Annotated in this window: 25 protein-coding genes and 6 tRNA genes; 3 read left to right on the top strand and 28 right to left on the bottom strand. The window is 39.6% G+C overall.

Translation table 11 applies throughout. From position 1 onward, the window contains the following. The first annotated feature begins 43 nt into the window (after positions 1-43). Complete coding sequence (locus IPJ09_00370) at positions 44-1087, top strand: histidine kinase (protein ID MBK7369914.1); 1044 nt, start codon at positions 44-46, stop codon at positions 1085-1087. A gap of 10 nt (positions 1088-1097) precedes the next feature. Then, entirely contained in the window at positions 1098-1814 is a 717-nt protein-coding gene (locus tag IPJ09_00365; GenBank protein MBK7369913.1) for a response regulator transcription factor, read from the top strand. Positions 1815-1901: 87 nt separating this feature from the next. Here the strand turns inward: IPJ09_00365 and IPJ09_00360 are convergent, their stop codons facing one another. The 6 genes from IPJ09_00360 to IPJ09_00335 form a co-directional block, all read right to left on the bottom strand. Continuing rightward, on the bottom strand, positions 1902-2381 hold the full coding sequence (locus IPJ09_00360; protein ID MBK7369912.1) for a biopolymer transporter ExbD: 480 nt from the start codon (positions 2379-2381) through the stop codon (positions 1902-1904). 29 nt (positions 2382-2410) lie between these two features. Further along, positions 2411-2959, bottom strand: a complete 549-nt coding sequence (locus IPJ09_00355) for a biopolymer transporter ExbD (protein ID MBK7369911.1) — start codon at positions 2957-2959, stop codon at positions 2411-2413. 5 nt (positions 2960-2964) lie between these two features. Continuing rightward, positions 2965-3444 (bottom strand): hypothetical protein, encoded by a 480-nt coding sequence (locus tag IPJ09_00350; protein MBK7369910.1) that lies wholly within the window; start codon positions 3442-3444, stop codon positions 2965-2967. Between the two features lie 51 nt (positions 3445-3495). Continuing rightward, positions 3496-4224, bottom strand: coding sequence for a MotA/TolQ/ExbB proton channel family protein (locus tag IPJ09_00345; protein MBK7369909.1), 729 nt, complete (start codon positions 4222-4224; stop codon positions 3496-3498). A 168-nt stretch (positions 4225-4392) separates the two neighbouring features. Then, positions 4393-4480, bottom strand: a tRNA-Ser gene (locus tag IPJ09_00340). Between the two features lie 240 nt (positions 4481-4720). Further along, positions 4721-5527, bottom strand: coding sequence for a TatD family hydrolase (locus IPJ09_00335; protein ID MBK7369908.1), 807 nt, complete (start codon positions 5525-5527; stop codon positions 4721-4723). 24 nt (positions 5528-5551) lie between these two features. Between IPJ09_00335 and IPJ09_00330 the strand changes: the two genes are divergently transcribed. Next, the gene (locus IPJ09_00330; protein MBK7369907.1) at positions 5552-6172 is read left to right on the top strand and encodes a ribonuclease H family protein; all 621 of its coding nucleotides are present in this window, start codon (positions 5552-5554) and stop codon (positions 6170-6172) included. A gap of 116 nt (positions 6173-6288) precedes the next feature. On the opposite strand, the gene rpoC is transcribed toward IPJ09_00330, so the two are convergent. The 22 genes from rpoC to IPJ09_00220 form a co-directional block, all read right to left on the bottom strand. Next, positions 6289-10572, bottom strand: a complete 4284-nt coding sequence (rpoC, locus tag IPJ09_00325) for a DNA-directed RNA polymerase subunit beta' (GenBank protein MBK7369906.1) — start codon at positions 10570-10572, stop codon at positions 6289-6291. A gap of 36 nt (positions 10573-10608) precedes the next feature. Further along, a complete protein-coding gene (gene rpoB / locus IPJ09_00320; protein ID MBK7369905.1) occupies positions 10609-14418 on the bottom strand; it encodes a DNA-directed RNA polymerase subunit beta in 3810 nt (1269 codons plus the stop codon). 153 nt (positions 14419-14571) lie between these two features. Next, positions 14572-14949 carry a 50S ribosomal protein L7/L12 gene (gene rplL, locus IPJ09_00315; GenBank protein MBK7369904.1) on the bottom strand — a complete coding sequence of 126 codons (378 nt, stop codon included), beginning with the start codon at positions 14947-14949 and terminating at the stop codon, positions 14572-14574. A 66-nt stretch (positions 14950-15015) separates the two neighbouring features. Then, entirely contained in the window at positions 15016-15543 is a 528-nt protein-coding gene (locus IPJ09_00310) for a 50S ribosomal protein L10 (protein MBK7369903.1), read from the bottom strand. A gap of 33 nt (positions 15544-15576) precedes the next feature. Next, positions 15577-16269, bottom strand: coding sequence for a 50S ribosomal protein L1 (locus IPJ09_00305; protein MBK7369902.1), 693 nt, complete (start codon positions 16267-16269; stop codon positions 15577-15579). Between the two features lie 80 nt (positions 16270-16349). Then, positions 16350-16787 carry a 50S ribosomal protein L11 gene (gene rplK / locus IPJ09_00300; GenBank protein MBK7369901.1) on the bottom strand — a complete coding sequence of 146 codons (438 nt, stop codon included), beginning with the start codon at positions 16785-16787 and terminating at the stop codon, positions 16350-16352. 87 nt (positions 16788-16874) lie between these two features. Beyond that, complete coding sequence (gene nusG, locus IPJ09_00295; protein MBK7369900.1) at positions 16875-17426, bottom strand: transcription termination/antitermination factor NusG; 552 nt, start codon at positions 17424-17426, stop codon at positions 16875-16877. Between the two features lie 4 nt (positions 17427-17430). Further along, complete coding sequence (gene secE / locus IPJ09_00290) at positions 17431-17619, bottom strand: preprotein translocase subunit SecE (protein ID MBK7369899.1); 189 nt, start codon at positions 17617-17619, stop codon at positions 17431-17433. A gap of 22 nt (positions 17620-17641) precedes the next feature. Next, positions 17642-17714 (bottom strand) — tRNA-Trp (locus IPJ09_00285). Positions 17715-17797: 83 nt separating this feature from the next. Continuing rightward, complete coding sequence (gene tuf / locus IPJ09_00280; GenBank protein ID MBK7369898.1) at positions 17798-18994, bottom strand: elongation factor Tu; 1197 nt, start codon at positions 18992-18994, stop codon at positions 17798-17800. A gap of 62 nt (positions 18995-19056) precedes the next feature. Beyond that, positions 19057-19128 (bottom strand) — tRNA-Thr (locus IPJ09_00275). A 78-nt stretch (positions 19129-19206) separates the two neighbouring features. Beyond that, a tRNA-Gly gene (locus IPJ09_00270) sits at positions 19207-19279 on the bottom strand. A gap of 57 nt (positions 19280-19336) precedes the next feature. Then, positions 19337-19420, bottom strand: a tRNA-Tyr gene (locus IPJ09_00265). 47 nt (positions 19421-19467) lie between these two features. Continuing rightward, positions 19468-19540 (bottom strand) — tRNA-Thr (locus tag IPJ09_00260). Between the two features lie 221 nt (positions 19541-19761). Next, a complete protein-coding gene (raiA, locus tag IPJ09_00255) occupies positions 19762-20055 on the bottom strand; it encodes a ribosome-associated translation inhibitor RaiA (GenBank protein ID MBK7369897.1) in 294 nt (97 codons plus the stop codon). A 52-nt stretch (positions 20056-20107) separates the two neighbouring features. Then, on the bottom strand, positions 20108-21007 hold the full coding sequence (locus IPJ09_00250; protein MBK7369896.1) for a tyrosine-type recombinase/integrase: 900 nt from the start codon (positions 21005-21007) through the stop codon (positions 20108-20110). Between the two features lie 98 nt (positions 21008-21105). Then, positions 21106-21303 carry a 30S ribosomal protein S21 gene (locus IPJ09_00245; protein MBK7369895.1) on the bottom strand — a complete coding sequence of 66 codons (198 nt, stop codon included), beginning with the start codon at positions 21301-21303 and terminating at the stop codon, positions 21106-21108. Between the two features lie 63 nt (positions 21304-21366). After that, positions 21367-22143, bottom strand: coding sequence for a hypothetical protein (locus IPJ09_00240; GenBank protein ID MBK7369894.1), 777 nt, complete (start codon positions 22141-22143; stop codon positions 21367-21369). Continuing rightward, positions 22140-23372, bottom strand: coding sequence for a hypothetical protein (locus tag IPJ09_00235; protein MBK7369893.1), 1233 nt, complete (start codon positions 23370-23372; stop codon positions 22140-22142). Before IPJ09_00235 ends, IPJ09_00240 begins: the two co-directional genes overlap by 4 nt. 23 nt (positions 23373-23395) lie before the next feature. Continuing rightward, positions 23396-23914 carry a hypothetical protein gene (locus IPJ09_00230; GenBank protein MBK7369892.1) on the bottom strand — a complete coding sequence of 173 codons (519 nt, stop codon included), beginning with the start codon at positions 23912-23914 and terminating at the stop codon, positions 23396-23398. A gap of 92 nt (positions 23915-24006) precedes the next feature. Beyond that, positions 24007-24654, bottom strand: a complete 648-nt coding sequence (locus IPJ09_00225) for a hypothetical protein (protein ID MBK7369891.1) — start codon at positions 24652-24654, stop codon at positions 24007-24009. A gap of 40 nt (positions 24655-24694) precedes the next feature. Beyond that, positions 24695-26371, bottom strand: coding sequence for a SusD/RagB family nutrient-binding outer membrane lipoprotein (locus tag IPJ09_00220; GenBank protein MBK7369890.1), 1677 nt, complete (start codon positions 26369-26371; stop codon positions 24695-24697). Positions 26372-26401 lie beyond the last annotated feature (30 nt).

The raw sequence follows: 26401 nt of genomic DNA, 5'->3' as shown, positions 1-26401 counted from the left end.
TTGTTAAGAATCAACGCCTTACCTTTACATATTGATTATTCCAATGGAGTTACCTAGTATTTCACTGCCAAAAATATCAACCTCTAAACTGTGGTTACATGGCTCGATATGGATCGTATTTCTTGTCTTGTTAATTTTATTAGATAAAAACCCTTATTCACTAGGTCTTTCTGTTTTATATAATGGCAGCCGATTAATGTTGTATGGAGTCCTCATATATATCAACCTTAACTACCTCATTCCCAAATACTTAAATACCAACAAGTTAACGATTTATTTCGCAGGTTTACTCATTCTCGCGTTAGTAGCTACTCCTTTAGGCACCCTGGTACAGTATCTATTACTAGTCCAGTACCCTCAGCTCCAGAGTCATATTCAAGTGCAACAAGGACCTCTTTTTTTGATTTCGATGGTATTCCTTATTTTCTCTACCAGCGGTAAAATTATAGTTGATTGGTTTAAGCAACAGCAGACTATGCGGGATCTTGAAACTCAAAACATGCAATCAGAGCTTAAATTTCTAAAAGCTCAGATAAATCCACATTTTTTGTTCAATACCCTGAATAGCCTCTACGCGCTCACTATTAAAAAGTCTGATCAAGCACCTGAAATAGTCATCAAACTCTCGGAAATGATGCGTTATATGCTCTATGAATGTAACGAAAGGCGGGTATCCCTTGAAAAAGAAGTGAATTATATTCAAAATTACCTGGATTTGGAAGCCTTGCGTCAAAGCAACCTTGTCGATATAGATTTTAAAGTAAATGGCAAGGTAGACCATCTAAAAATAGCGCCTTTGGTATTTATACCCTTCCTGGAAAATAGTTTCAAACATGGGGTCAATCATCAACTATCTGACGCCTACGTATATGTCACTTTGAATGTGAGTGCCAACAAAATAGATTTCATCATAGAAAACAGTAAATCAAGTGGACTGCCAGTCATTTTGCCCAAACCACAAGGAGGCATAGGACTTATTAATGTCCGGCGACGGCTCGAGTTGATCTATCCAGGGGAACATTCAATCGATATTGATGATCAACCTCAGGCTTATACTGTACATTTATCACTCAATTTAGATTCTTAATCAAATTATCATGAAAACAATTATCGTGGACGATGAACCTCTGGCGCTTGAAATACTCGAAGAGTTTGTCAAAAAAGTGCCCGAACTAAAGCTGATCAAAAAATGTCAAAATGCGATTGAAGCTGGTGAGGCTTTGCGCAAACATGAAGTTGACCTTATATTTTTGGACATCCAGATGCCACAGATCACAGGGATCGAATTTGCAAAATCGCTTACACATCCCCCTAAAATTATTTTCACAACTGCCTTCAGTCAGTATGCACTAGATGGGTTTGAATTGAATGCTGTCGATTATTTGTTAAAACCGATCTCCTTTGATCGTTTTCTCAAAGCTGTCAACAAAGCCTTGGCTCAATCTGGCAATGGACTGCTGGAATCTGAGGAACCCGAAAGTGGACCTGACTTTATTTTTGTCAAAGCTGATAAAAAACTCATACGCTTAAAGTATAGTGAGATCCAATATGTAGAGGGCTTAAAAGATTATGTTATCATCAAGACGGACAGTGGACGCATCATCACTTTACAGACTATGAAAAGCCTCGAAGAGAAGCTACCTACTCCGAATTTTATGCGAATACACCGGTCCTATATCGTAAATCTTGAAAAGATCAGCGCTGTGGTGGGCAATATGGTTGAAGTCATTGAGAAAGGCCAACCTAAACTCCTGCCCATTGGAAAAAATTACCGTGAAGAACTGGAGCGTGTCGTCGAAAAGAATAGACTTTAACTCCAAATTCTTGCGATAGTTTATCCCAAAAAAAATGCCTTCTGTAAAAACAAAAGGCATTTTTTATGTTCAGTAAAATCTTTTCTTCTAAAATCCGGATCGTTCGGTTCTTTTTTTAGCAGAGTAATTTAATTTAAGTTGACCTGCTTTTCTAAGCTCTGTTTTCACATCCGTCACAAATCCCATGGTAACATCACCGTCTATTTTCAAAGAGGTAGTGATACCAGGTCTCTGTCCTTCTGGGACTTTTACCTTATGCCTTTCCAGAAATAACGGAATTTCCCCAAGGTTGGCTATTTTATCATTTAATTGCAACCTAGGTTTGGTGCCATATTGTTCCTGAAATGCTGCAGTGGGCCGTCCAACATACATTGTGTTAACCAAAGATTTTTTCTCTAGTTTTGTTAATTCAGTGGCGTAAGGAGTAACAGTTTTTAACTTTAAATTGGTTTCTCTAAGTTTTACAACAACCATAAAGAAAAACAAAAGTATAAATATGATATCCGGTAGAGAAGCTGTCGAAATAGCTGCCCCTGTAGAAGCTCTTTTTTTTGCAAATTTAGCCATATTGATAGGTTGATTTGTTTTAAATAAAATTATTTCTCATCACCATAACTGGTAGGCTCAGCTTCAGAAAGAACGAATGGTATAAACTTCCTGATCTCGTTTTGCTGTTCTTTTGTGCAATCTTCTACGGATTCTTTTCTAAATCTTTTTTGTGCTTCTTCATTCCATAATTCTGAATAAGCAGCTTTCAATTCATTGTAAACTCCAAGGTATTGTTTAAAATGTGTACCCCGATCATTTTTTAATGAGATGATGGCTTCTGTGGTAGATTCTGCTAAATCAGCCCTTTTTGAAGGATTCATTATGAATTCTTTTGCTCTTACTTTAAGCTCTTCGATTTTAACAGGTTCGCCTCTAACCAATAATTGATCTTGGGCATTTACTAAAACGGAGAATACATTCCTTGTATTTAATTCCAAGTCTTCTGGAGGTTCTTCGGACCATACAGGAAGTCTCACTAAGACTCCTTTATCTTCCACAATATTGGTAGTCACAAGAAAGAAAATCAACAACAAGAAAGCAATATCCGCCATAGAGCTGGCATTGATTTCCGGGGACTGCCTAGTTTTCTTAGCCATAATAGTTATTTAAATAAGTTTCTGACTTCAGAGCCAATAAAGATCAAAAAAGCACCCAGCATCATCAATAACATCATCCAGATACCACCACCAATAAATTTACTTGCGGAGGCAGATACATCATACTTCTTTAGTTTATCCAGCATTTGCACACTATCTGGTTTGTTCAATACAAAATAACCAAGAGCAAATAGAGCTGCAATCACAACAACCCAAATGAGTCCATGCTTCGCACCAGCAGGATTCATCGCCATTTGCACTAGAGCCCACAAGACTGTGACTACCACTGTAATCGCTAAAAGGGCTAATACAAGGTATAGTCCGGTATTAAAAATATTGCTAGTTTTTTGTTCTGCAGCAGGAAGCGCATTAAATCCATCCAAACCACTCATGATTGGAATAGCCAAAATGACCATCAAAATAATAGACAGTAGAAAGGCAAACAGGGTACCCCTTCCTGACAAAAGTTTATATAAGTTTACCATAATTAAGATTTTTAAATTTTAAATAAGTGAAGTAAAGTCAAAAGATCCTTCCTATTTAAAAATCTTATTCTTACTAAGGATATCTACCAAACCGATGCTACTCTCTTCCATTTTATGGGTAATTGAATCGATTTTAGTAACAATATAATTATAAAAAATCTGCAAAATAATAGCTGAAATAAGACCAAAGATCGTAGTTAACAATGCCACTTTGATACCCCCGGCTACAATTGAAGGAGATATGTCACCAGCAGCTTCTATACGGTCAAATGCGGCCACCATACCCACAACAGTACCCAAGAATCCGAGCATCGGAGCAAGTGCAATAAAGAGTGAAATCCAAACCAAACCTCTTTCCAACAAGGACATCTGCATACCACCAAAAGCAGATATAGCTTTTTCAACAGCTTCAGGCCCTTTCTCTGCATGTCTCAAACCTTCCAATAAAGTGGAGGCTGCAGGTCCTGGAGTAGCTTTGCATACTTCAATAGCACCTTCTACATCATTTGATTGCAATCTGTCATCAATTTTAGAAAGTAGTTTGTCAGTATTGACAGTCGCTACGTTGAGTGTAATAACTCGTTCGATACAAAAAGCAAGTCCTAAAATCAATACAAAAAGTATTGGCACCATCCATTCCCAGCTTCCCTCAATGAATTTTTCTTTCAACATCTGGAATCCTGTTGAAGGAGCGGCTACAGCATCTTGGGCCATCAGGTCAACGTTGACAACCAACATGGCAATCACTACAAGAGTAAAAAGTAAAGCAATCTTTCGCATAAGTTTAATGTTTTAATTTTTTTGAAGGCTTAAAAATATAAAATATTATTAAAGTTCAAATAATAAATCACATTTTCTTTAAAAAGATAACAGTTTGCTGAGGGATAATTTTCATAGCCGTGGGCAGAAACTACAAATAATTGATAACCAATGTTCTAAATAAAAAAGCGGAAGGTTAGGGATTCGAACCCTAGGTACACTTTTGATGTACACACACTTTCCAGGCGTGCCAATTAAACCGCTCTTGCAACCTTCCGATAAGAACAGCCAAGTTTTAAAAGGGTGTAAGTAAAAAATCACCTTTTCCTTAAGCTATTCTGCAATTGAATAGTGCAAATTTCGACAAAAATCAGCGTACCTCAAAATAATTACCTCTCAAAGAACTTTTCTTCCTTCATTTAAGATGAGTGCTTCCGAAGGTTTGGTGCATTACAACCCTGCAAAATCTAATCAAAACTCGAATAAAAATATCCACCACCTCAGATTACACCGCCGGTTAGCGCGTGTTAGATTGCATAAACGGCATTATCCTCATAGATCCTTGTTGAAATATTCTCATTGCATTGGCTGTGGTCATCGATCCAATTTCTTCTACAGACTTATTTAAAATCACACCCATTTTAGCAGCGACCAGGGGAAGATAAGCTGGTTCATTTCGTTTGCCACGAAAAGGAGCAGGCGCTAGATATGGAGCGTCTGTCTCCAGCACTATTTTATTCATAGGTATATGAGGCAATATCTCTGCTAATCCTGCATTTTTAAAAGTTAGGACTCCCCCAATACCAAATCCATAGTCGCCCAGGCTATTAATCCTATTAATTTCTTCAATACTTCCCCCAAAACAATGGAAGATACCTTTCGAGGGTCTGGTGGTCAATTGTTCCAATGTTTCAATCACCAGAGAAGTAGCAGCTCGGGAGTGAATGATGACAGGCAATCCAAACTCAACCGCCCAGGCGCATTGGAGCTTAAACGCTTCGATTTGAAACTCCAACGTGGATGGATCCCAATGCAGATCAATACCTGTTTCGCCTATACCATAGTAAGTATTTTGATCGAATCTTTTATACATAGTCTCTAAGACGGTACGGTAGTTTTCCGTGACACTACATGGATGAAGTCCCAACATAGGAAATAATTTTTCAGAATATTCGCACCCTTCATGCATCAAATCAATGGTATCCAAGTCAACGTTGGGTATATAAATACTAGTTATATCTGCTGCAAAAGCTCTGTCAATCATTGGTAACCTATCCTGATCAAACTCTGAGCTGTACAAGTGTGCATGGGTGTCTATAAACATGATAGTATATTTGAACCGAATTTTATGGCTAAGAAACAAAAATACTATGTTGTTTGGGAAGGAATGAGTCCAGGAGTATATGATGACTGGAAAAAATGTGAAGCCCAGGTGAAAAATTTTCAAGGTGCGAGATATAAATCGTTTGATTCTTCAGAAGAGGCGCTTGCGGCATATCGGCTCGGGCCTTTCAAAGGCAACAATCCTACATCCATCGTTAAAACTCGTGACTTTAGTGCGATCGTCAAGGATAGTATTGTCGTCGATGCTGCCTGTGAAGGCAATCCGGGGATCCTCGAATACCAGGGTGTTGACCTGCACAATGGTACCAAATTGTTCCACCAGGGTCCTTTCCCTGAGGGCACCGTGAATATTGGAGAGTTTCTGGCTATAGTCCACGCTCTGGCATGGCTTCAAAAAAAAGATCGCCCTAAAACGACCATTTATTCTGACTCGATAACAGGAATAAGTTGGGTAAAAAACAAAAGAATTAAAACCAATCTTGTTAGAACCAGGAAAAATGAGGACCTTTTCCAGTTAGTCGACAGGGCTATCAACTGGCTACAAGCAAATCGATATTCCAATCCTGTTGTAAAATGGGAAACCGAGTCCTGGGGCGAAAACCCTGCTGACTTTGGAAGGAAATAAAACGCTTGTATTTGGCATAATGTCAATTCCTTCATCTGTAAGGAGTTGCAATTTCCCTAAAATAAAAACAGGGAAGTAGAATCTACCTCCCTGTTCATTTATCGATGTACTGTTAGTTACTCAGGCGCGATAGCCTCTAATGCAATGCCACCATTATCGGCAGTTACCAAAAGTCTTTCAAATTGCCTTAAACCGGTACCTGCAGGTATTCGTTTACCCACGATCACGTTTTCTTTAAGACCTTTCAAATTGTCTTTACCTGCAGCAATTGCCGCTTGCGACAATACTTTGGTCGTTTCCTGGAAAGATGCAGCTGAAATCCAGCTTTCTGTACCCAAAGAACTCTTAGTAATACCTAAAAGCAAGGGGCTGGAAGTGGCAGATAAAGCATCTCTATACTCGACCAGTCTCTGATCATTACGCTTGAGAATACTATTTTCTTCTCGGATCTGACGGACACTGACAAGGGCACCAGGTTTCAATTTAGTAGAATCGCCTGAATCCACAACGAATTTTTTGTCATAAATCCAATCATTATGATCATTGAATTCGTATTTGTCAACCGCTTCGCTTTCGAGGAAATGTGTATCACCAGGGTCTTCAATCTGTACTCTTCTCATCATTTGACGCACTATGACTTCAATATGTTTGTCGTTGATACTGATCCCTTGTGATCTGTATACTTCCTGGACACCATTGACCAGGTGGGATTGAACAGCATAAGGTCCTTTGATATGAAGGATATCTCTTGCAGCAATTGTTCCATCTGTGATTGGAGTGCCAGATCTCACGAAATCGCCCTCCTGCACCAAAAGGTGTTTTGAAAGACCGATGAGGTACTTGCTTTTTTGCCCTGTTTTTTCATCTTCAATCATCACCTCACGATTGCCTCGCTTGATCTTGCCAAAGCTCACGATTCCATCGATCTCAGCTACAACGGCAGGGTTAGAAGGATTACGGGCTTCAAAAAGTTCGGTTACACGAGGCAGACCACCGGTGATATCTTGAATTTTACCAAGTTTCCTTGGGATTTTGACTATTTTTTGTCCAGCGGTTACGTGATCACCATCATTAATGGAGATATACGCTCCAACCGGCAGAGTATACTGCTTCAGATCGTCCCCATTCTTATCGGCAATTCTTATAACCGGTATCTTCTTTTTGTTTTTAGCATCGATGATTACTTTTTCAGAATAACCGGTCTGGTCATCACGTTCCATTCGGAATGTAATACCTTCTTCAATCTCCTGGAATTGTGCAATGCCGGCAAATTCAGATACGATAACCGCATTAAAGGGATCCCAATCACACAACAATTCTCCTTTTTTGACGATTTGACCCTCTTTAACTCTCAACGTAGCGCCATAAGGTACGTGGCTGGTGTTGAATTGCTTTTTAGTTTTAGGATCAACGATACGGATTTCTCCTGATCTGGAGAGAATGATATTGGTCTTCTGATCTTCTTCTTTGACCAAAGTAAAGGTCACATTATCAAACTCAATGGCACCGTCAAATTTGGCTACCAACTCAGACTCTGTCTTTGAGATGGAAGCGATACCTCCCACGTGGAAGGTACGAAGTGTAAGCTGCGTACCAGGCTCACCAATAGACTGAGCTGCAATGGTTCCGACAGCATCTCCTTGCTCAGCAATACGACCTGTGGCAAGGTTTTTACCGTAACATTTGGTACAAACACCACGTTTAGTCTCACAAGTCAACACAGACCTGATCGTCACAGACTCGATACCTACTTCTTCTATTTTTTCAGCTAATTTTTCAGTGATATATTCACCTGCCCCTATGATGAATTCATCGGTGACCGGGTTATAAATATCATGTAAGTTGTATCGACCGTGTATTCTGGTGGAAAGAGGTTCAATAACCTTTTCATTGTCCTTTAAAGCCACTGTCTCGATACCTCTCAATGTACCACAATCTACTTCTGTGATTACAACATCCTGAGATACATCTACCAGCCTCCTGGTGAGGTAACCTGCATCAGCAGTTTTCAACGCTGTATCCGCCAGACCCTTTCGAGCTCCGTGGGTAGAGATAAAATATTCCAATACACTTAGTCCATCCAAGAAATTAGACAAGATGGGATTTTCAATGATTGCCGCTCCGGTATCACCAGATTTTCTGGGTTTAGCCATCAATCCTCTCAAACCACACAGCTGCTTTATTTGCTGTTTTGATCCTCTTGCACCAGAGTGTAACATCATATACACTGAGTTGAATCCCAGCTTGTGGCTCGCCAATTCTTTCATCAAACTATCTGTGATCCTATTATCGGCAAAAGTCCAACGGTCAATAATTTGGTTGTATCGCTCATTGTTAGTAATGAGACCAGTATTATAATTTTCCCAGATCTCATCTACCTCTACCTGAGCTTGTTTTAAGGTCAAATCCTTGATAGATGGTATCACAAGATCACCGAGATTAAAAGACAAACCTCCTTTGAATGCCCAATAGAAACCAAGGTCTTTTATGGAATCCAAAAAGTCTGCAGTTTGGGCAAAATCAGTCCTCAGGATGACATCACTGATGATTTTTTTCAAAGTCTTTTTAGTTGCCAATTCATTGATGAAAGGCACTTTCTCAGGCACAGCCTGGTTAAGCAATACTCTTCCAACCGTGGTATCGATCAACTTGATTGTCATCTGACCATCCTCTCCAATGGCTTTGGCCCTCACTTTGATCGCTGCATGCAGATCGAGCTTGCCTTCATTAAAAGCTATAATCACTTCTTCGTGGGAATAAAACCTGGAACCTTCGCCTCTGACTTTCTCTTTCTCCGTAGATTTTTTCTCTTTGGTCAAATAATATAAACCAAGTACCATGTCTTGAGAAGGCAAAGAAATTGGCGAACCATCCTGTGGATTGAGCAAGTTATGCGAAGAAAGCATCAGCAACTGGGCTTCCAGAATAGATGTCTGGCTCAAAGGCACGTGCACTGCCATTTGGTCACCGTCAAAGTCAGCGTTGAACGCACCGCAGACCAAAGGATGCAATTGAATAGCTTTTCCTTCTATCAATCTAGGCTGAAATGCCTGGATAGATAAACGGTGCAGTGTTGGAGCTCTGTTCAGCATCACCGGATGGCCCTTCAGGATATTTTCTAATATTTCCCAGATCACAGGGTCTTTGCGATCAACCAATTTTTTGGCTGATTTTACAGTCTTTACTATACCTCGCTCGATCAGTTTCCTGATCACGAAAGGTTTGAATAATTCAGCAGCCATGTTTTTGGGCAAACCACACTCATGAAGTCTCAATGTAGGCCCTACGACGATAACAGATCGTCCTGAATAATCTACACGCTTACCTAATAAATTTTGACGGAATCGACCCTGTTTACCCTTAAGAATATCACTCAAAGACTTCAAAGCACGACCACCTTCTGCTTTTACGGCATTCGATTTACGACTATTGTCAAACAAGCTGTCTACCGCTTCCTGTAGCATCCTTTTTTCATTTCTAAGGATGACTTCTGGCGCTTTGATCTCTAACAATCTCTTTAAACGATTATTTCTGATGATCACACGGCGATACAAATCATTTAAATCCGAACTGGCAAATCTTCCTCCATCCAAAGGGACTAAAGGCCTCAATTCAGGTGGAATCACCGGCAAATATTGGATGATGGTCCATTCAGGTTTATTGACCTGATTTTTCTGGCCATCCCTAAAAGCTTCAACTACTCTAAGCCTCTTCAAAGCTTCGGATTTCCTCTGCTGGGAGCTTTCGGTAGAAGATTTGTGCCTCAGGTCAAATGACACATCGTCCAGATTGACTCTTTCGAGCAAATCTTTGACAGCTAAAGCACCCATCTTGGCGATAAATTTATCTGGATGAGTATCGTCTAAGAATTGATTTTCTTTAGGTAAGGCCTCAAGTATATCGAGATATTCTTCTTCTAATAATAAATCCAGTTGGCCGATGCCGTCTTTCTCTTTTACTCCTGGTTGAATGACCACATACCTTTCATAATATATGATAGACTCCAGTTTTTTTGAAGAAAGCCCTAGTAAATAACCTATTTTATTCGGTAGAGATTTGAAGAACCAAATATGGACAACAGGTACCACTAATTTGATGTGGCCCATTCGTTCTCTTCGTACTTTTTTCTCCGTGACTTCTACTCCACATCTGTCGCAAACGATTCCTTTATACCTAATACGTTTGTATTTTCCACAATAACATTCGTAATCTTTTACAGGGCCAAATATTCGTTCACAAAATAAACCATCTCGCTCAGGTTTATACGAACGATAATTGATGGTCTCTGGTTTTAATACTTCTCCATAAGATCTTTCAAGGATATCATCAGGAGAAGAAAGACTGATCGTAATACTATCAAAGTATTTAGGATGCTTAGTACTTTTCTTTTTAAATGGCATATACCAATTTGATTTAATGAATTAAAAAATACCAGATTATTCAAATTTTATCTCGAGGGCAAGGCCCTGTAATTCGTTGATCAATACATTGAAGGACTCAGGAATATTTGGCTCAGGAAGGTTTTCACCTTTTACTATAGCTTCATATGCTTTGGCTCTACCAATGATATCATCAGATTTGACTGTGAGTAATTCTTGTAATATATGCGATGCACCATAGGCCTCTAATGCCCAGACTTCCATCTCACCAAATCTTTGACCTCCAAACTGTGCTTTTCCACCAAGTGGTTGTTGCGTAATCAGACTGTAGGGGCCTATCGATCTGGCGTGCATTTTATCATCAACCATGTGAGAAAGCTTCAACATATAGATCACACCTACGGTGGCTTGTTGGTGGAATCTGTCACCAGTCTCACCATCGTATAAGAATGTCTGACCATACTGAGGCAAGTCCGCTTTTTCAATATAGGATTCGATCTCACCCAAGCTAGCGCCATCAAAAATCGGAGTGGCAAATTTGACACCCATTTTTTCTCCGGCCCAACCAAGAACGGTCTCAAATATCTGACCCAGGTTCATCCTTGAAGGTACTCCAAGCGGATTGAGCACTATATCTACTGCAGTGCCGTCTTCGAGGAATGGCATATCTTCCATCCTAACTATCCTGGATACGATACCTTTATTTCCATGGCGACCCGCCATCTTATCACCTACTTTCAGTTTTCTGCGCTTGGCTATATACACCTTGGCCAGTTTTTGAACACCAGCGGGAAGTTCATCACCAATACTTACATTAAATTTTTCCCGCTTAAACCTACCGACCTCTTCATTATATTTAATGCTGAAGTTGTGCAATAACCGAGTGATTAATAGATTGGTCTTTTTGTCTGCTGTCCAACCTGTATAATCCACTGAAGCAAAGTCGAGTTTCTTCAACACATTAGGAGTAAATTTCGTGCCTTTAGAAAGAAGTTGCTCACCGTAGATGGTCTTTACACCTTCTGTGGCATCACCTTTCAATAAGCGCATAAGTTTATATATCAATATAGTTTTGAGCTGATTGACAGCGACTTCATGTTTTTGATCCAGTTTGTCGATAATATCTTTTTCCTGGGTCTTTTGAACTTTATCCTTTTTGGCTTTGGCAAAAAGCTGCTTGCTGATCACCACCCCCTCGATAGATGGTGGCGCTTTTAATGATGCATCTTTTACATCTCCTGCTTTATCGCCAAATATCGCCCGCAGAAGTTTCTCTTCAGGGGTAGGATCTGACTCTCCTTTAGGTGTAATTTTACCAATCAGAATATCGCCTTCATTGACCCAGGCGCCGATGCGGATGATACCATTTTCATCCAGATCTTTAGTGGCTTCTTCACTTACGTTTGGAATATCATTTGTAAGTTCTTCATCACCCAATTTGGTTTCTCTTACATCTAAATCAAAACTTTCTATATGGATAGAGGAAAATACATCCTGTTGGACGACTCGCTCTGAAATCACTATGGCATCTTCAAAATTGTAGCCTTTCCAGGGCATAAAGGCCACCTTCAGGTTTTGGCCTAAGGCTAACTCTCCCTTGTCGGTAGCATAACCATCGCAAAGTATGCTTCCTGCATGCACCCGATCACCTTTTTTGACGATAGGCTTCAAATTGATACAAGTAGCTTGATTAGTACGCTGGAATTTAGTGAGCTGATATGTCTTGAGATTATCTTCAAATGATACTAATTGATCTTCTTCAGATCTATCGTATTTAATGACAATCTGATTGGCATCTACATACTCGACGGTACCCTCCCCTTCTGCATTGATCAACATCCGGCTATCCATAGCCACTTTACCTTCAAGGCCTGTACCTACGATCGGTGATGTTGGATGAATCAATGGAACTGCCTGACGCTGCATGTTAGATCCCATCAAAGCACGGTTAGCATCATCGTTTTCAAGGAATGGAATCAAGGAAGCAGATACTCCAACGATTTGATTTGGAGCTATATCGATGTACTCTACTTCTTCAGGAGTCAGCACAGGAAAGTCACCATGTTGCCGACATTTTATCCGATCGTTAAGGAAGGCTCCTTTCTCATCAATGAGTGAGTTGGCCTGCGCGATTCTCTTGTTATCTTCCAGTTCTGCCGATAAAAACTCTGCATGAGATTTAGTTTCAACAACACCATTTTTGACTTTGCGGTACGGTGTCTCCAGGAAACCCATTTTGTTAATCTTCGCGTGTACACACATTGTGGAGATCAAACCGATATTAGGTCCTTCAGGAGTCTCGATGGTACAGAGACGACCATAATGAGAGTAATGAACATCTCGCACCTCAAATCCAGCACGTTCTCTGGACAAACCACCAGGACCTAAGGCAGAAATTCTACGTTTGTGGGTAATCTCAGACAGTGGATTGGTTTGATCCAAAAACTGAGATAATTGACTAGTACCAAAAAAGGAGGATACTACAGAGGACAAAGTACGGGCATTGATCAGGTCGATCGGAGTGAACACTTCATTGTCTCTTACGTTCATACGCTCTCTGATCGTTCTAGCCATTCTGGCCAGACCCACACCAAATTGCGCATACAATTGTTCGCCAACGGTGCGTACTCTTCTATTACTTAGATGATCGATGTCATCAAGCTCAGCTTTCTGATTGATCAATAATACCAGATACTTGACGATATTGATGATATCCTGATTAGTCAGGATCATGATATTGAGGTCTATATCCTGCTCTAATTTTTTATTTATTTTGTACCTACCTACTTCACCAAGGTTATATCTTTTGTCAGAGAAAAACAACTTGTCAATGATACCGCGGGCAGTTTCTTCGTCTGGAGGATCAGTACCTCTTAATTGACGATATATATGTTGAACAGCTTCTAATTCAGAGCTGGAAGGATCCTTTTGTAAAGTATTGTAAATAATGGTATAATCATCTTCAACTTCTTCTTTTTGCAAGATGATCATGTCAGACTCGGCTTCGAGTACCAACTGGATATTATCTTCATCCAGGATCACATCCCGTTCAAGAATGATCTCATTTCTTTCGATCGTCACAACCTCGCCGGTATCTTCGTCGACGAAATCTTCCGTCCACTTCTTCAATACTCGTGCAGCTAGTTTGCGGCCAATATTCTCCTGTAGGTTTTTGGCATTGACGACCACCTCTTCGGCGAGACCAAAAAGGTCTAAAATGTCTTTATCAGAATCGAATCCGATGGCACGAAGCAAGGTTGTAACCGGAAATTTTTTCTTTCTATCGATATATGCATACATCACTGTATTGATATCGGTAGAGAACTCCATCCAGGCACCTTTAAAAGGAATAACCCTGGCAGAATAAATTTTAGTACCGTTCGGGTGAAAGGTCTGATTAAAAAACACCCCTGGAGATCTGTGCAATTGGCTCACGATGACCCTTTCAGCTCCATTGATTACGAAGGTGCCCTTTGGAGTCATATAAGGTATATTGCCTAAAAAGACATCCTGGACGATGGTTTCAAAGTCAACATGCTCCTCATCGTTACACGAAAGTCGGAGCTTAGCTTTTAAAGGAACGCTGTAGGTAAGGCCTCTTTGCATACACTCTTCAATCGTGTAGCGTGGAGGGTCTACGAAATAATCCAAAAACTCCAGTAAAAAGATATTTCTGGCGTCTGTAATGGGGAAGTTTTCTTGAAAAACCTTATAAAGTCCTTCATTGCTTCGGTTTTCCGGGGTGGTTTCTAATTGAAAAAACTCCTGGAAAGATTTGAGTTGTATTTCGAGAAGATCAGGCGACTCTGTGCCATGTTTGATTTTCCCAAAATTGACTCGCTTAGATTCTATTTTTTTGATTGCCATAAACCTCTATGCGAATTTAAAAATGTCATTAATAAAAGATAATGTCCTAATAGTGTGTATAATCACTAAAGGCTTAGCCAAATACTTTCGTATTTGAGCTAAGCCACTAGTAGATTTTATTATGTAGTAGCGGTAAAATCAGCATTAATGACTTTACTTCACCTCTACTTCTGCGCCAACTGCTTCTAAAGCAGCTTTAAGAGCTTGAGCTTCATCTTTGGTAGCATTTTCTTTTAAAGTTGCAGGAGCACCATCTACCAGATCTTTAGCTTCTTTTAAGCCAAGATTCAATAATGTTTTTACTTCTTTTACTACTTTAAGTTTTTCTGCTCCACTAGACTTTAAAATTACATTAAACTCAGTTTGTTCTACGGCTGCGGGACCTGCAGCAGCACCTCCTGGAGCAGCCATAGCTACTGCAGCTGCTGCTGGTTCGATACCATGCTCTTCTTTTAATATTGCAGCCAACTCATTTACTTCTTTTACTGTTAAACTTACTAGTTGATCTGCAATTGCTTTTAAATCTGCCATGATAATTTTTGTTTGATTTGTTTTAAGATTGATTTTTTAAAAAAATATGATGCGTACTTGGAAGCCTTAGTTTGCTCTTTCCTCTAATGCTTTAACCAGTCCAGCCAATTTGTGGCCTCCGGATTGTAAAGCACCGATGACATTCTTGGCTGGTGATTGCAGCAAAGAAATAATCTCTCCGATAAGCTCGTTTTTTGATTTGATAGCGATGAGTACATCCAATTGATCATCTCCCAGGAATACTGCACTATCAATGTAGGCTGCTTTGAGAATCGGTCTTTCAGAAGTCGCTCTAAAGTCCTTTATCACCTTTGCTGGTGCATTTCCAGCATCTGCAAATAACATGGCGGTAGGGCCGTGCAAAGCCTCATACAGATCGGCATAACCTTTGTCAGCTGGTAATGCTTCCATGGCTTTCCTTGCCAGGGTATTTTTAACCACTTTTACTTCAATACCTTTTTCATGACAAATTCTTCTAAAGCTATTTATTTGAGCCACTGTCATGGAAGAAGCGTCAGCAAGGTAGAAAAAAGAGCTTTCGTTTATTTTATCTTTCAGGGCTTCTATCGTTGCCCCTTTCTCTGTTTTATTCATTTTAATCCAGGTTTACTTAATGAGAAAAATTAATTAATGAAAGGTTTTGGTGTCTAACCAAATACCAGGACTCATCGTACTGGCTACGGATATGGATTTGATATAAGTACCTTTAGCAGAGGATGGCTTCAGTTTCACGATTGTAGAAATCAACTCATTTGCATTTTCTGACAATTTATCCACACCAAAAGATACGCGACCAACCGTACTATGAATGATAGCTTGCTTGTCTACTCGAAAAGCAATTTTTCCTCCTTTGACCTCCGTGATAGCAGAACCAACATCCTGGGTAACAGTGCCTGTCTTGGGGTTAGGCATCAATCCTCTTGGGCCGAGGATTCGACCTATTTTACCAATTTTAGCCATGACACTTGGAGTGGCGATAATGACATCAATATCCATCCACCCTTCAGATATTTTTTGGATATAATCATCCAGACCCACATGGTCAGCACCAGCAGCTTTAGCCTCCTCTTCTTTGTCCGGAGTACACAATACAAGTACACGTTTTGTTTTACCGGTACCATGAGGAAGTGTAACCGTGCCTCTGATGGCCTGATCTGATTTGCGAGGATCTATCCCCAACCTAATATGCACATCCACTGATGCATCAAATTTTGCAATATTGACTTCTTTCACCAATGTCATCGCGTCCTGGACAGAGAATAATTTTTTCCTGTCGACTTTAGGATTTACTGCTTTTCTTTTTTTAGTTTCTTTTGCCATTTCAAAAAATTTAGAGGTGCTATCGTCAATCTGTTAAAACTGACTCCCTCGGATGAATAAAAAATATCGATAAACCGGTATCAACCCGGAAAATCACCACTTACTGTGATCCCCATGCTCCTGGCAGTACCCGCTACCATCTTCATGGCGGCACTCACTGTAATAGCATTGAGGTCAGGTAATTTGTCTTCAGCTATAACTTTGACCTGATCCCATGTCACATTTGCCACCTTATTTCTATTAGGTTCTTTCGAACCATTTTTGATCTTAGCAACCTCCATGAGTTGAATGGCTGCAGGTGCAGTCTTAATGACGAAGTCAAAAGATTTATCCTTAAATACTGAAATGACCACTGGAACGACTTTGCCTTGTTTGTCCTGGGTCATGGCATTAAATCGCTTACAAAACTCCATAATATTGACCCCTTTAGAACCTAAAGCAGGACCTACCGGAGGCGCAGGATTGGCTTGGCCACCTTTTACCTGGAGTTTAATGAATGTTTCTATTTCTTTAGCCATAATGATTTTAAAAATTTCAATTTGTTATTCTAAAAAGTCCTTAAAATGACTGGAAGCTTGCCATTAAAAGTAACCAGATGCTTTTTTTTATGATGTTTTCTCCACTTGCATAAAGTTCAATTCAACTTCAGTTCCTCTGCCGAATATTTTAACTATTACTTTAAGTTTCTTTTTCTCTTCGTTTACTTCTTTAATATCCCCGATAAAATCATTGAATGGTCCATCAATGATTTTCACTGTTTCGCCATTGATAAAAGGTTCAATCATTGACTCACTGGCATCCTGAGATTCGTCCACTTTACCCAGCAGCCTGTTTGCTTCGCCAGGACTCATAGGTATGGGTGTATCTCTGCCTAAAAAATGGATTACATTGGGAATGTTAGCTATAACCTGTACTACTTCTGGTACAAATTTGGAAGGTTCTGCTTCCAATAAAATATATCCTGGTAAAATATTTCTTTCTAAGACTACCTTTTTACCATTTCTGATTTTATACACTTTTTCAGAAGGGACGATGACCTGGCTAATGAATGTATTCCAGCCCTGGCGCTGAATCTCTAGTTCAATTCGCTCCTTGATTTTGCGTTCTTTGCCTCTAATCACCCTTAGAGAATACAATTTTTTTTCCTGGTCAGCCATATTATTATAACCCGTAAACTATTTGAAGAATATAGTTAGACACTACATCCATTAAAAAGATGATCGCTGTGATAATAACAGTACTCACCAACACAATCTTAGCAGCATCTACCAACATAGCCCATGAAGGCCAGGTGACTTTATGCATCAGCTCATCATACGATTCTCTCAGATATAAACTTAACTTATCCATTTACTTTCAATTTACTTGCTTGCACGGGCAGCAGGAATCGAACCCGCAGCCTACGGTTTTGGAGACCGTCGCTCTACCAATTGAGCTATGCCCGTTTAATACTTTTTTATGACAAAGAAGCACCTCCTCTTCAGGAGATGCTTCAAAAATTATTCATTATATCGAGTATAATACTCTATTAATCAAGTATTTCTGTAACCTGACCAGCACCGACTGTGCGACCGCCTTCGCGGATAGCAAAACGAAGATTTTTTTCCATTGCTATAGAATTTAAAAGGCTAGCTTCAATAGTGACATTATCACCAGGCATAACCATTTCAACTCCTGCAGGCAATTTGACATCTCCGGTTACATCGGTAGTCCTGAAATAGAACTGAGGTCGATAACCATTAAAGAAAGGAGTGTGACGACCACCTTCTTCTTTGCTGAGTACATAAATCTCTCCTTTGAATTTTTTATGTGGTTTTACTGAACCGGGAGCGCAAATAACCATACCTCTTCGGATTTGATCTTTTTCAACACCTCTCAACAAGATACCAGCATTATCACCGGCTTCTCCTCTATCCAATAATTTTCTAAACATCTCTACTCCAGTACAGGTAGAGCTGATTGGTTTTTCATCATCCTTCATCATACCAATGATTTCGACCGTATCCCCAACTTTAACAACTCCCTTTTCAATACGACCTGTAGCTACTGTACCACGACCGGTGATAGAGAATACATCTTCTACCGGCATAATAAATGGCTGATCAACCAAACGAACTGGTTCAGGAATGTCTGCATCTACGGCAGCCATCAAATCAAGAATAGACTGTCTATATTTTGGATCGCCCTCAAGTGCCTTTAAGGCCGAGCCTTTGATCACTGAAGCATGGGCTCCATCAAATCCCTGAGCATCCAATAATTCTCTTACTTCCATTTCAACCAAGTCTAACATTTCTTCGTCATCTACCAGGTCTACTTTGTTCATGAATACCACAATTTTAGGTACTCCTACCTGCTTTGCAAGAAGGATATGCTCTCTTGTTTGGGGCATAGGACCATCAGTCGCTGCAACCACCAGAATAGCACCATCCATTTGAGCAGCACCAGTAACCATGTTTTTCACATAATCCGCGTGACCAGGGCAATCTACGTGCGCATAGTGGCGGTTTGCGGTTTGATACTCTACGTGCGCTGTATTGATCGTGATACCACGCTCTTTCTCTTCAGGAGCAGCGTCGATAGAGTCATAAGATCTTTTTTCCGCCCATCCTGATTCCGACAGAATAGAAGTGATGGCTGCAGTCAAAGTTGTTTTACCATGATCTACGTGACCGATAGTACCAACGTTTAAGTGAGGTTTAGTCCTCTGAAATGTTTCTTTTGCCATGGTTTAGTACCTTTTTAAATTGAATTTAATGATATAATGATTTTAAATTTTCAAAAAATTTGAGCCAACGAAGGGAATTGAACCCTCGACCCCTTCCTTACCAAGGAAGTGCTCTACCCCTGAGCTACATCGGCTTATGCAACATCTGAGTGTAACCTTCCCATTTGTCTATTTTCGTCCACAAATACTTCAAATAGCAAATATTTGGAAAGAGCGGGAGACGAGGCTCGAACCCGCGACCTACAGCTTGGAAGGCTGTCGCTCTACCAACTGAGCTACTCCCGCCTGTTTAGATTGTTAAAGTCAAATAGCTTTTGATACTATTATAGTGCCAAAAATGAGTGGGGGCGATTGGATTCGAACCCATTCAGTCGTAAGACACCAGATTTACAGTCTGGCCCGGCTCTCCAACTCCGGCGCGCCCCCATTTGATCTACTTCTGCTTTCAAAAACTACATCAAGTACAATTTGAGAGCCGATGGAGGGATTCGAACCCCCGACCAGCTGATTACAAATCAGCTGCTCTACCAGCTGAGCTACATCGGCATTGTTAAATGTCCACTGTATCTACTGCTATTTGTGCTTCTTCAATCCTGATTTTCAATTAAATATGTCGCTTTCTTTAAAAGCGCGGACAAATTTACGAACATTTTCGGGTTTAGGAAAAAATATTTTACTTTTTTATTTTAGAGTTGGTCTTGCTTAAAATCAGAAAGCCATCCTAATGATCAGAATGGCTTTCTCTATGAATCAACTTTATCGGATTGTTATTTCGATTTCATCTTAAACTTTATAGTCTGCCTTTTGATGGCAGCCATGGCCAATTCAAAAGATGTTTCAAATGCTTTACTGCTTTCCCTGGCAAAAATATTACCTCCCGGCACATGGACCTGAACTTCTACTATTTTATCTTTTACTGCCTGATGGCTCTCCAGTTTTAAAATCACATGAATGTCAATGATTCTTTCGTACACCCGTTCGAGTTTTTGAAGTTTGTTTTCAATAAACTGTATAAGCTTTTGGTCAGCGGTAAAATGAACACTTTCAGTCATAATTTTCATAATATAATATTTTAAAAAGTAACGAAATGAATTTGTTATTATTTCACGGTATTCATGATTTAGGATGTGCCTGATCATAAATTTTCTTTAATTTTTCTATTGAATTGTGCATATATACTTGAGTAGCAGCGAGTGATGAATGCCCCAATAAAGTTTTAATTACATGGAGGTCTGCTCCGGCATCTGAAAGGTGGGTGGCAAAGCTATGTCTCAATATGTGAGGACTGCGTCGTTCCACGGAAGATACGAGACTAAGGTTTTTTTTGACAAGGTTATACACCCACTTAGGATATAATGGCTCGCACTGATCTGTCATAAACAAATAAAAGTGCTCTGGTTTGGCCAGATCTATTAAAGTTTGGTGCCTAAAGATTAAATAAGTCAAAATTTTATCTACCAAATTCGCGGAAAGTGGAACCCATCGTTCCTTTTTTCCTTTTCCAAGGACCCTACACAAGCGACGGTCTAAATCTAAGTCTTTCAATGAAAGCTGCATCAACTCGGATCTTCTAAGCCCGCAAGAATATAACATGTCCAGGACAAGATCATTTCGCAAGAGAATGTATGAAGTGTCACCGGCATTTTGATTATTGATCAAAAACATGCGTTCCAGGTGTTCTTTTCTGACAGTAAGCGGAAGCCTTTTTTCTGTTTTAGGGCTAATAATTTTTCGCAAGGGATTTTGAGCTAGCCCATGTCGGGACCTCAAAAAATTGAAGAGCGTCTTTAAAGCGGATAGTTTTCGATTAATAGACCGATTGGAAATATTTTGCTCCTTTAAGCTGACCATCCAGGATCTAACCTGGGCAGATGTGACATCTACAAGGCTATCTACCTGAAAATTATACTGTAGAAAGGAGGTAAACTGTTCAATATCAGATTTATAAGCATCCAGCGTATGGCTGGAATAGCGCTTCTCGAACTCTAGATAATTAAAAAAAGATATGATCAATTTGGCTACAGATGCTTAGTACTGCAATGTAATACAATACTGGTGCAAATGCAAGTAGGCGTGACATCATCTACTTTGTCACACGATAGCTTTATTATTTAATATTGAGCGGGAAGGCTCATAATCTGCAGTCTGTAGGCAGCTTTGAGAACCTCATGCCTGCGCTCTACAGATTTTTTAGTGAAATGTTTTCGGGCTCTAAGTTGCTTCAAAATCTGAGACTTCTCGTATTTCTTTTTATACTTCTTAAGAGCCTTATCGATTGATTCACTGTCTTTTACATCAATAATTAGCATATACTATTTTAAATTGGATTGCAAATGTACACATACCTCTTGTTTTTTCCAAACATTTATTTTCTACTTAATACCGGAAGCCAGTAGACCACTATAATATCGAATGATTCTAACAAGATCCTGCCTCAGAGCTGGGTCAAGTTGATATTTGTCCATATATCTACTAAGTTCATCTTCTTTATCTGACATGGCTTTTAAAACCCCACTGTAGTTGGCTTTCATTTTATTAAAACCGGTGCGGTCCTTAAGATAAAAAAATTCTTTTTTCAGGATTTCGGTATTCTTATCACCCACATCAAATGCCGGCACGTATGTTGGCTTTCTCTCCGAAACTTTAAATGTAGAATACAATGAAACTTCGCCTAAAAATAATTCTTGATAAAAACCAAAATTTTTATCCTCCGGCTTATATCCTAATTCCTGCCCATTGATTACTCTTATAGCATCTTTTCCGCTACCCGTGATAAAGGATCGAATTTTATCTCCTGATATTATTTTGACCCCATATTTCGTATTAATCTCCAACTCATTGGATTTGGTGTTAAAACGAATTCTTTCGTTTTTGACTGTATCGATGTTCCACTCACGGCCTTCCAGGGTGACTTTGTATGGATAAAAATCTATAACACCCAGCTTCCAGGACTTATCGATATAATAATCGCCTACAACAACACTAACTTGATTGCTCACTCCATAGATTGTAGACTGCTCGTTTGGATTCAGCGATCCAAATCGAAATTGATCTAACGTGCTCTCAGGCATGGTTTCCTCCTGGGCACGAACGAAATATCCGGATAGACAGAGGAAGCCGAAAAATGTGAATAAAGTAAGGTTCTTCATTTTTGAAACTGTATTAATTGAAACTCGTCTAATGGTCTATACGGCACATATTGAAAAATAACGTTTAACATCTCATCTTTTGTCCCCCAACCGTATGTTATTTTCTTTGGAGGTTGATTTTGATTGATAGGGTTTGAGGACAAATTATTGTATTCTGCTTCGGTATAGATAAATGAGCCTTTGGGAATGTGGATAAATTTACTAAACTCATAAGTATACTGCCAATTAAAATTCCATCTATCGATCATTATCAAAGGGATCATGTCTCCGTCCGGAGAAATTGCATAGGATTTAAATGACTGACCAAGCAGGTGCATATGAGGCAATACATTGATCAATGAAAGATCATATGGCACAGGGGGTGACCTCATATAAAATTTGATCAGCGTATCTTCAGGGATTTCAAAAGGTTGGTTGACTACCCAATTTTCATCAAGGATCATTGTCTGAACTCTTCTTTCAGTAGGTATTTTGGATGAATAAAATTTAACCGCTGACCTGTCTTCCTGATCAATGGGACTGGCAGCATAATGAATATTGATAACCAGGTCAGTATTGGCCGGCAATTTTTTGGTTATACCTCCGGGGAAAAATACTCCATTATTCCCTGGCACCCAACCATGATAAAATGGATCATACAGTTTTACCTTTTTTCTCATAAACTCAGAATCGTCACCCACTTCCAACCCATCATCCGCACGCAATAAGCCTGTCGTGTCGATCATAATCCTTGCATGATGAGCAAGCTTTTTATTGCCAGGGACAAATTCGATCCCATTTAAATAGGCGGGGTCAGACAAATGAGTGGGAATAATAAATATTTTATAATGCTCTTTATTGTCTCCAGGAATGTGGTAAGTTTCGTTTAATTCAAACACCAAATCTGCTGAATCCCTCGCAGAGGATTTCAGTTGGAATGGAATTGCCCTTTTAGCTTTACCTTTCTTCTTGCCGGATATTATCCACTCGGACAAGATATTTTTTTCAGCCAAAGTCAACACGATTTCATTATTAAAATGCCTAAAAGCAGTATCTGCAAACCATGGGGGCATATACCCATCTTGTATTACTTTATTGATCATCAGAGCCCTTTTAGATACAGCGTCATAATTATCTAAAACAAAAGGAGCTGCACCATCGGTATGATGACAAGGAGCACATTTTGACAAAATAATTTTTTGCACATCAGGGTAATACTTATAACCCTGTGAGCGCATAGGTGCATTCATCTGAAGGATAATCACAAGTATTATTACAGTTCTATAACACATCCAACAGCTTGTATATGTGATGTCTTAATAACTTTTTGGCGCAACATGGCATCAATGGCATCGAGAAGAAAATGCTGTGTCGGTATACTTTTCATTTTCCCTAATTCATAATATCGATCATCCATGGCTCCATAATAAAAAATCTTACTATCGTCAATCAAAAAAGCTTCAGGAGTGATCGTGGCACCTAATTTCTTAATTAACTTCATTCGATGATCACGGATGTAAAGTATACGATCCACCTTCAAGTCATAATTTTTATAAAATTGAATAATTGAACTCTTCGTAGTCGAAGGAGAAAATAATAATGAAAACTGCAAAGAAGGATAAAGATCTCCTATTGTTTTGAATAATGAAGTATATTTTTGAGAAATAGGACATTCAGGATCACAAGTGATATACAATATCCTTTTAGGAGCAACGATATCCAGCTCATTCAATTCGTGAGAAAAGATCTGAAAAAAATTGAAACTGAATAAAACAATAAACACCAAATTCATTTAAAACAAAATTAACCCCTTATCAAGGACTAATCAAAAAAAAGGCTGTCACGGATGACAGCCTTTTTTTATATAACATTAAAAAGTACGACTTATTTAACATCCCAGCGCACATCACAATCAGCTCCAGGAAACTCACCACAAATAGAGTCTGACCAACTGTCAAATACCCTACCATCATCTGTAGTGAGTGCCCAGGTCATAATAAAATTATCTCTGAGTGCTGACTTAGCATTGGTGATAAATGGAGTACCAGGTAGTACTCTTGCAGCTTTGGGCGATTTAGTAAAAACATTTACTGATCCTTTCCCATCCTTATAATCGAAAGATACTCCATTAAATAGGGCGAGTACTTCCGCCTGGCTGATAGAAAAAGAAGTATTCACTCTATTGGCCGGAACCGCTGAGCCTTCTATTGTTTTGAACAATTTTACACCATGGTTGGCGATACGATCATTGCCTTCGGCATCAGTATACCCTTCATTAAACTGAACATAATACTGGATCTTGGTTACCGTGTTTTTGCCATCAATTGAATTCCACTTAAAATCAAAATCCAATTTAGTATTTAAATCACCTTGCTTGAATGCAGTGGCTGACCCTGATTTGGTCACACCCAATGCATGCACTGCTGTTTCATATGCAGGAATCGGACTCAGGCTTTCATCTTTACAAGAAAATAGCATGACCAAACCAACCATCAGCATGATATATTTTGAAGAAAATTTAATTTTTTGCATTTTAAATAATTTTTAAAAAATAACAATTAATCAGGTCATATTATTTATCCCAGAATATAGGGTCTTTATCAAAAGCAACCGCTTTATAATTAGCTGCATTTGGATTCAGAGTCAACTCAGCCTGTGGATAAGGTAATCTCAAAGGGAAACCCCGGGTAGGATTGATTGGCTCCTGAATGGTATTGGGAAATCCAGTCCTGCGGTATGCATTATAGATCTCAATACCAGATCCCATGCTTGAAGCCCATAATTGTTTTAAAGCTAAATTTAACTTACCCGCGCTATTTGGTTGTGCATCCCATCTATCTGTCCATATTTTGACATAATCATCAATAGCGGCAGTAGTAGGTCTTACAGCATTGGCATCTGCAGCAGCTCCAAAATCAACCACTTTCTTGATATGATCTTTGATGGCACTCACAAACAATGCTCTGGCGTCTCCCGCTGAACCTAACGCCAAGATCGCCTCTATCCTGTAGTAAAGCGTATTGACACTCGTGATGATCGGGAAAATACCCCCACCAGGGGCTTTATCTGTACCCGGCAAACCCGCAGCAGTGACATCGTAAAATCCTCCAGCCGGATAGACGCCAGCCATCAATCTAAAGTCAGAATCCTGGGGTACCCCGGCTGGGTCGGCTCTGTCACGACCAAACAAGCCAGCCATAAATTCATTTTGAGCGGTGGTAGGCGTAGAAGTACCAATGACTCTAGGCCACATATTGGGGTTCAAAACGATATAACCATAGGTGCATCCAGAAGTTTGAGAACATGGAATAGTCCCTCTATCTGAAGGATTGGCAGGGTCCAAAATTCTTTTGGTCTGACGACGATAATAAAAAGGTGTCCTGGGATCCTTTTGTTCCAACATTTCGACCACATTCTGATGCAGCATATAGGTCAAACCGTATTGAGATGCACCATATCCATCCTGATACCAAGGATGACGGTAGTCTTGAGGATTTTTGGCTTTGCTGTATTGAAATTGAAAATCATCAGCTGAGGTGCTGATTAATTTTGCAGGGTCTGCCATCAAAGCTTCGATTTCAGATTTTGCACTGCCATTGACCAACCTCGTCTGTAGTTTAAGTCTCAGCTTTAAGGTATTAGCCAATTTGGTCCAGCGGCTGATATTACCAGCATAAAACAAGTCACCTGCCACTGATACAGCAGAAGAAATACCGAAGTTATTGGTCGCATCATCAAGCAATTTAAAACAATCAGCATAGATGTCAGCATCCTTATCAAAAGAAGGATCTGTCACGGCATCTGCGGCATCACCTTTTAAAGCCTGAGAGTAAGGCAGGTCTCCCCACATATCCACCATGTTGGATATGGCCCAGGCTTTCAGTACTTGAGCGATACCTAAATATTTAGGATTAATTGGGTCTGAGGAAGCTGCTATCAAACCTTCGATATCTTTCAATGGTCCCGAATAAAGATTGTTCCAGGTACCATTAAAGGAAGTTTGTGAATATCCAAACCCATCACCGCCTGTTGAATATAATCCCATAATACCCAAAGATTGGTCACTAAAAGTGAAAACTCCCTGGGTAAGGGTATATTCAATATTGGTCAGCAAAAGCTCAGGAGAGGAAATTGAGACCGGATTATTAGGATCATCGTTGATATCAAGATCAAAAATTTTGCAATTAGTCACCACAAACAGAACCAATATCAGCGCAAACGAACCTATATATTTATTTAATAATTTCATATTTCTTTCTTTATATCTTAGGTTAATAAA

The sequence above is a fragment of the Saprospiraceae bacterium genome, assembly GCA_016709995.1.
Taxonomy (GTDB): domain Bacteria; phylum Bacteroidota; class Bacteroidia; order Chitinophagales; family Saprospiraceae; genus JADJLQ01.
This window is presented reverse-complemented; position numbering and strand designations above follow the sequence as displayed.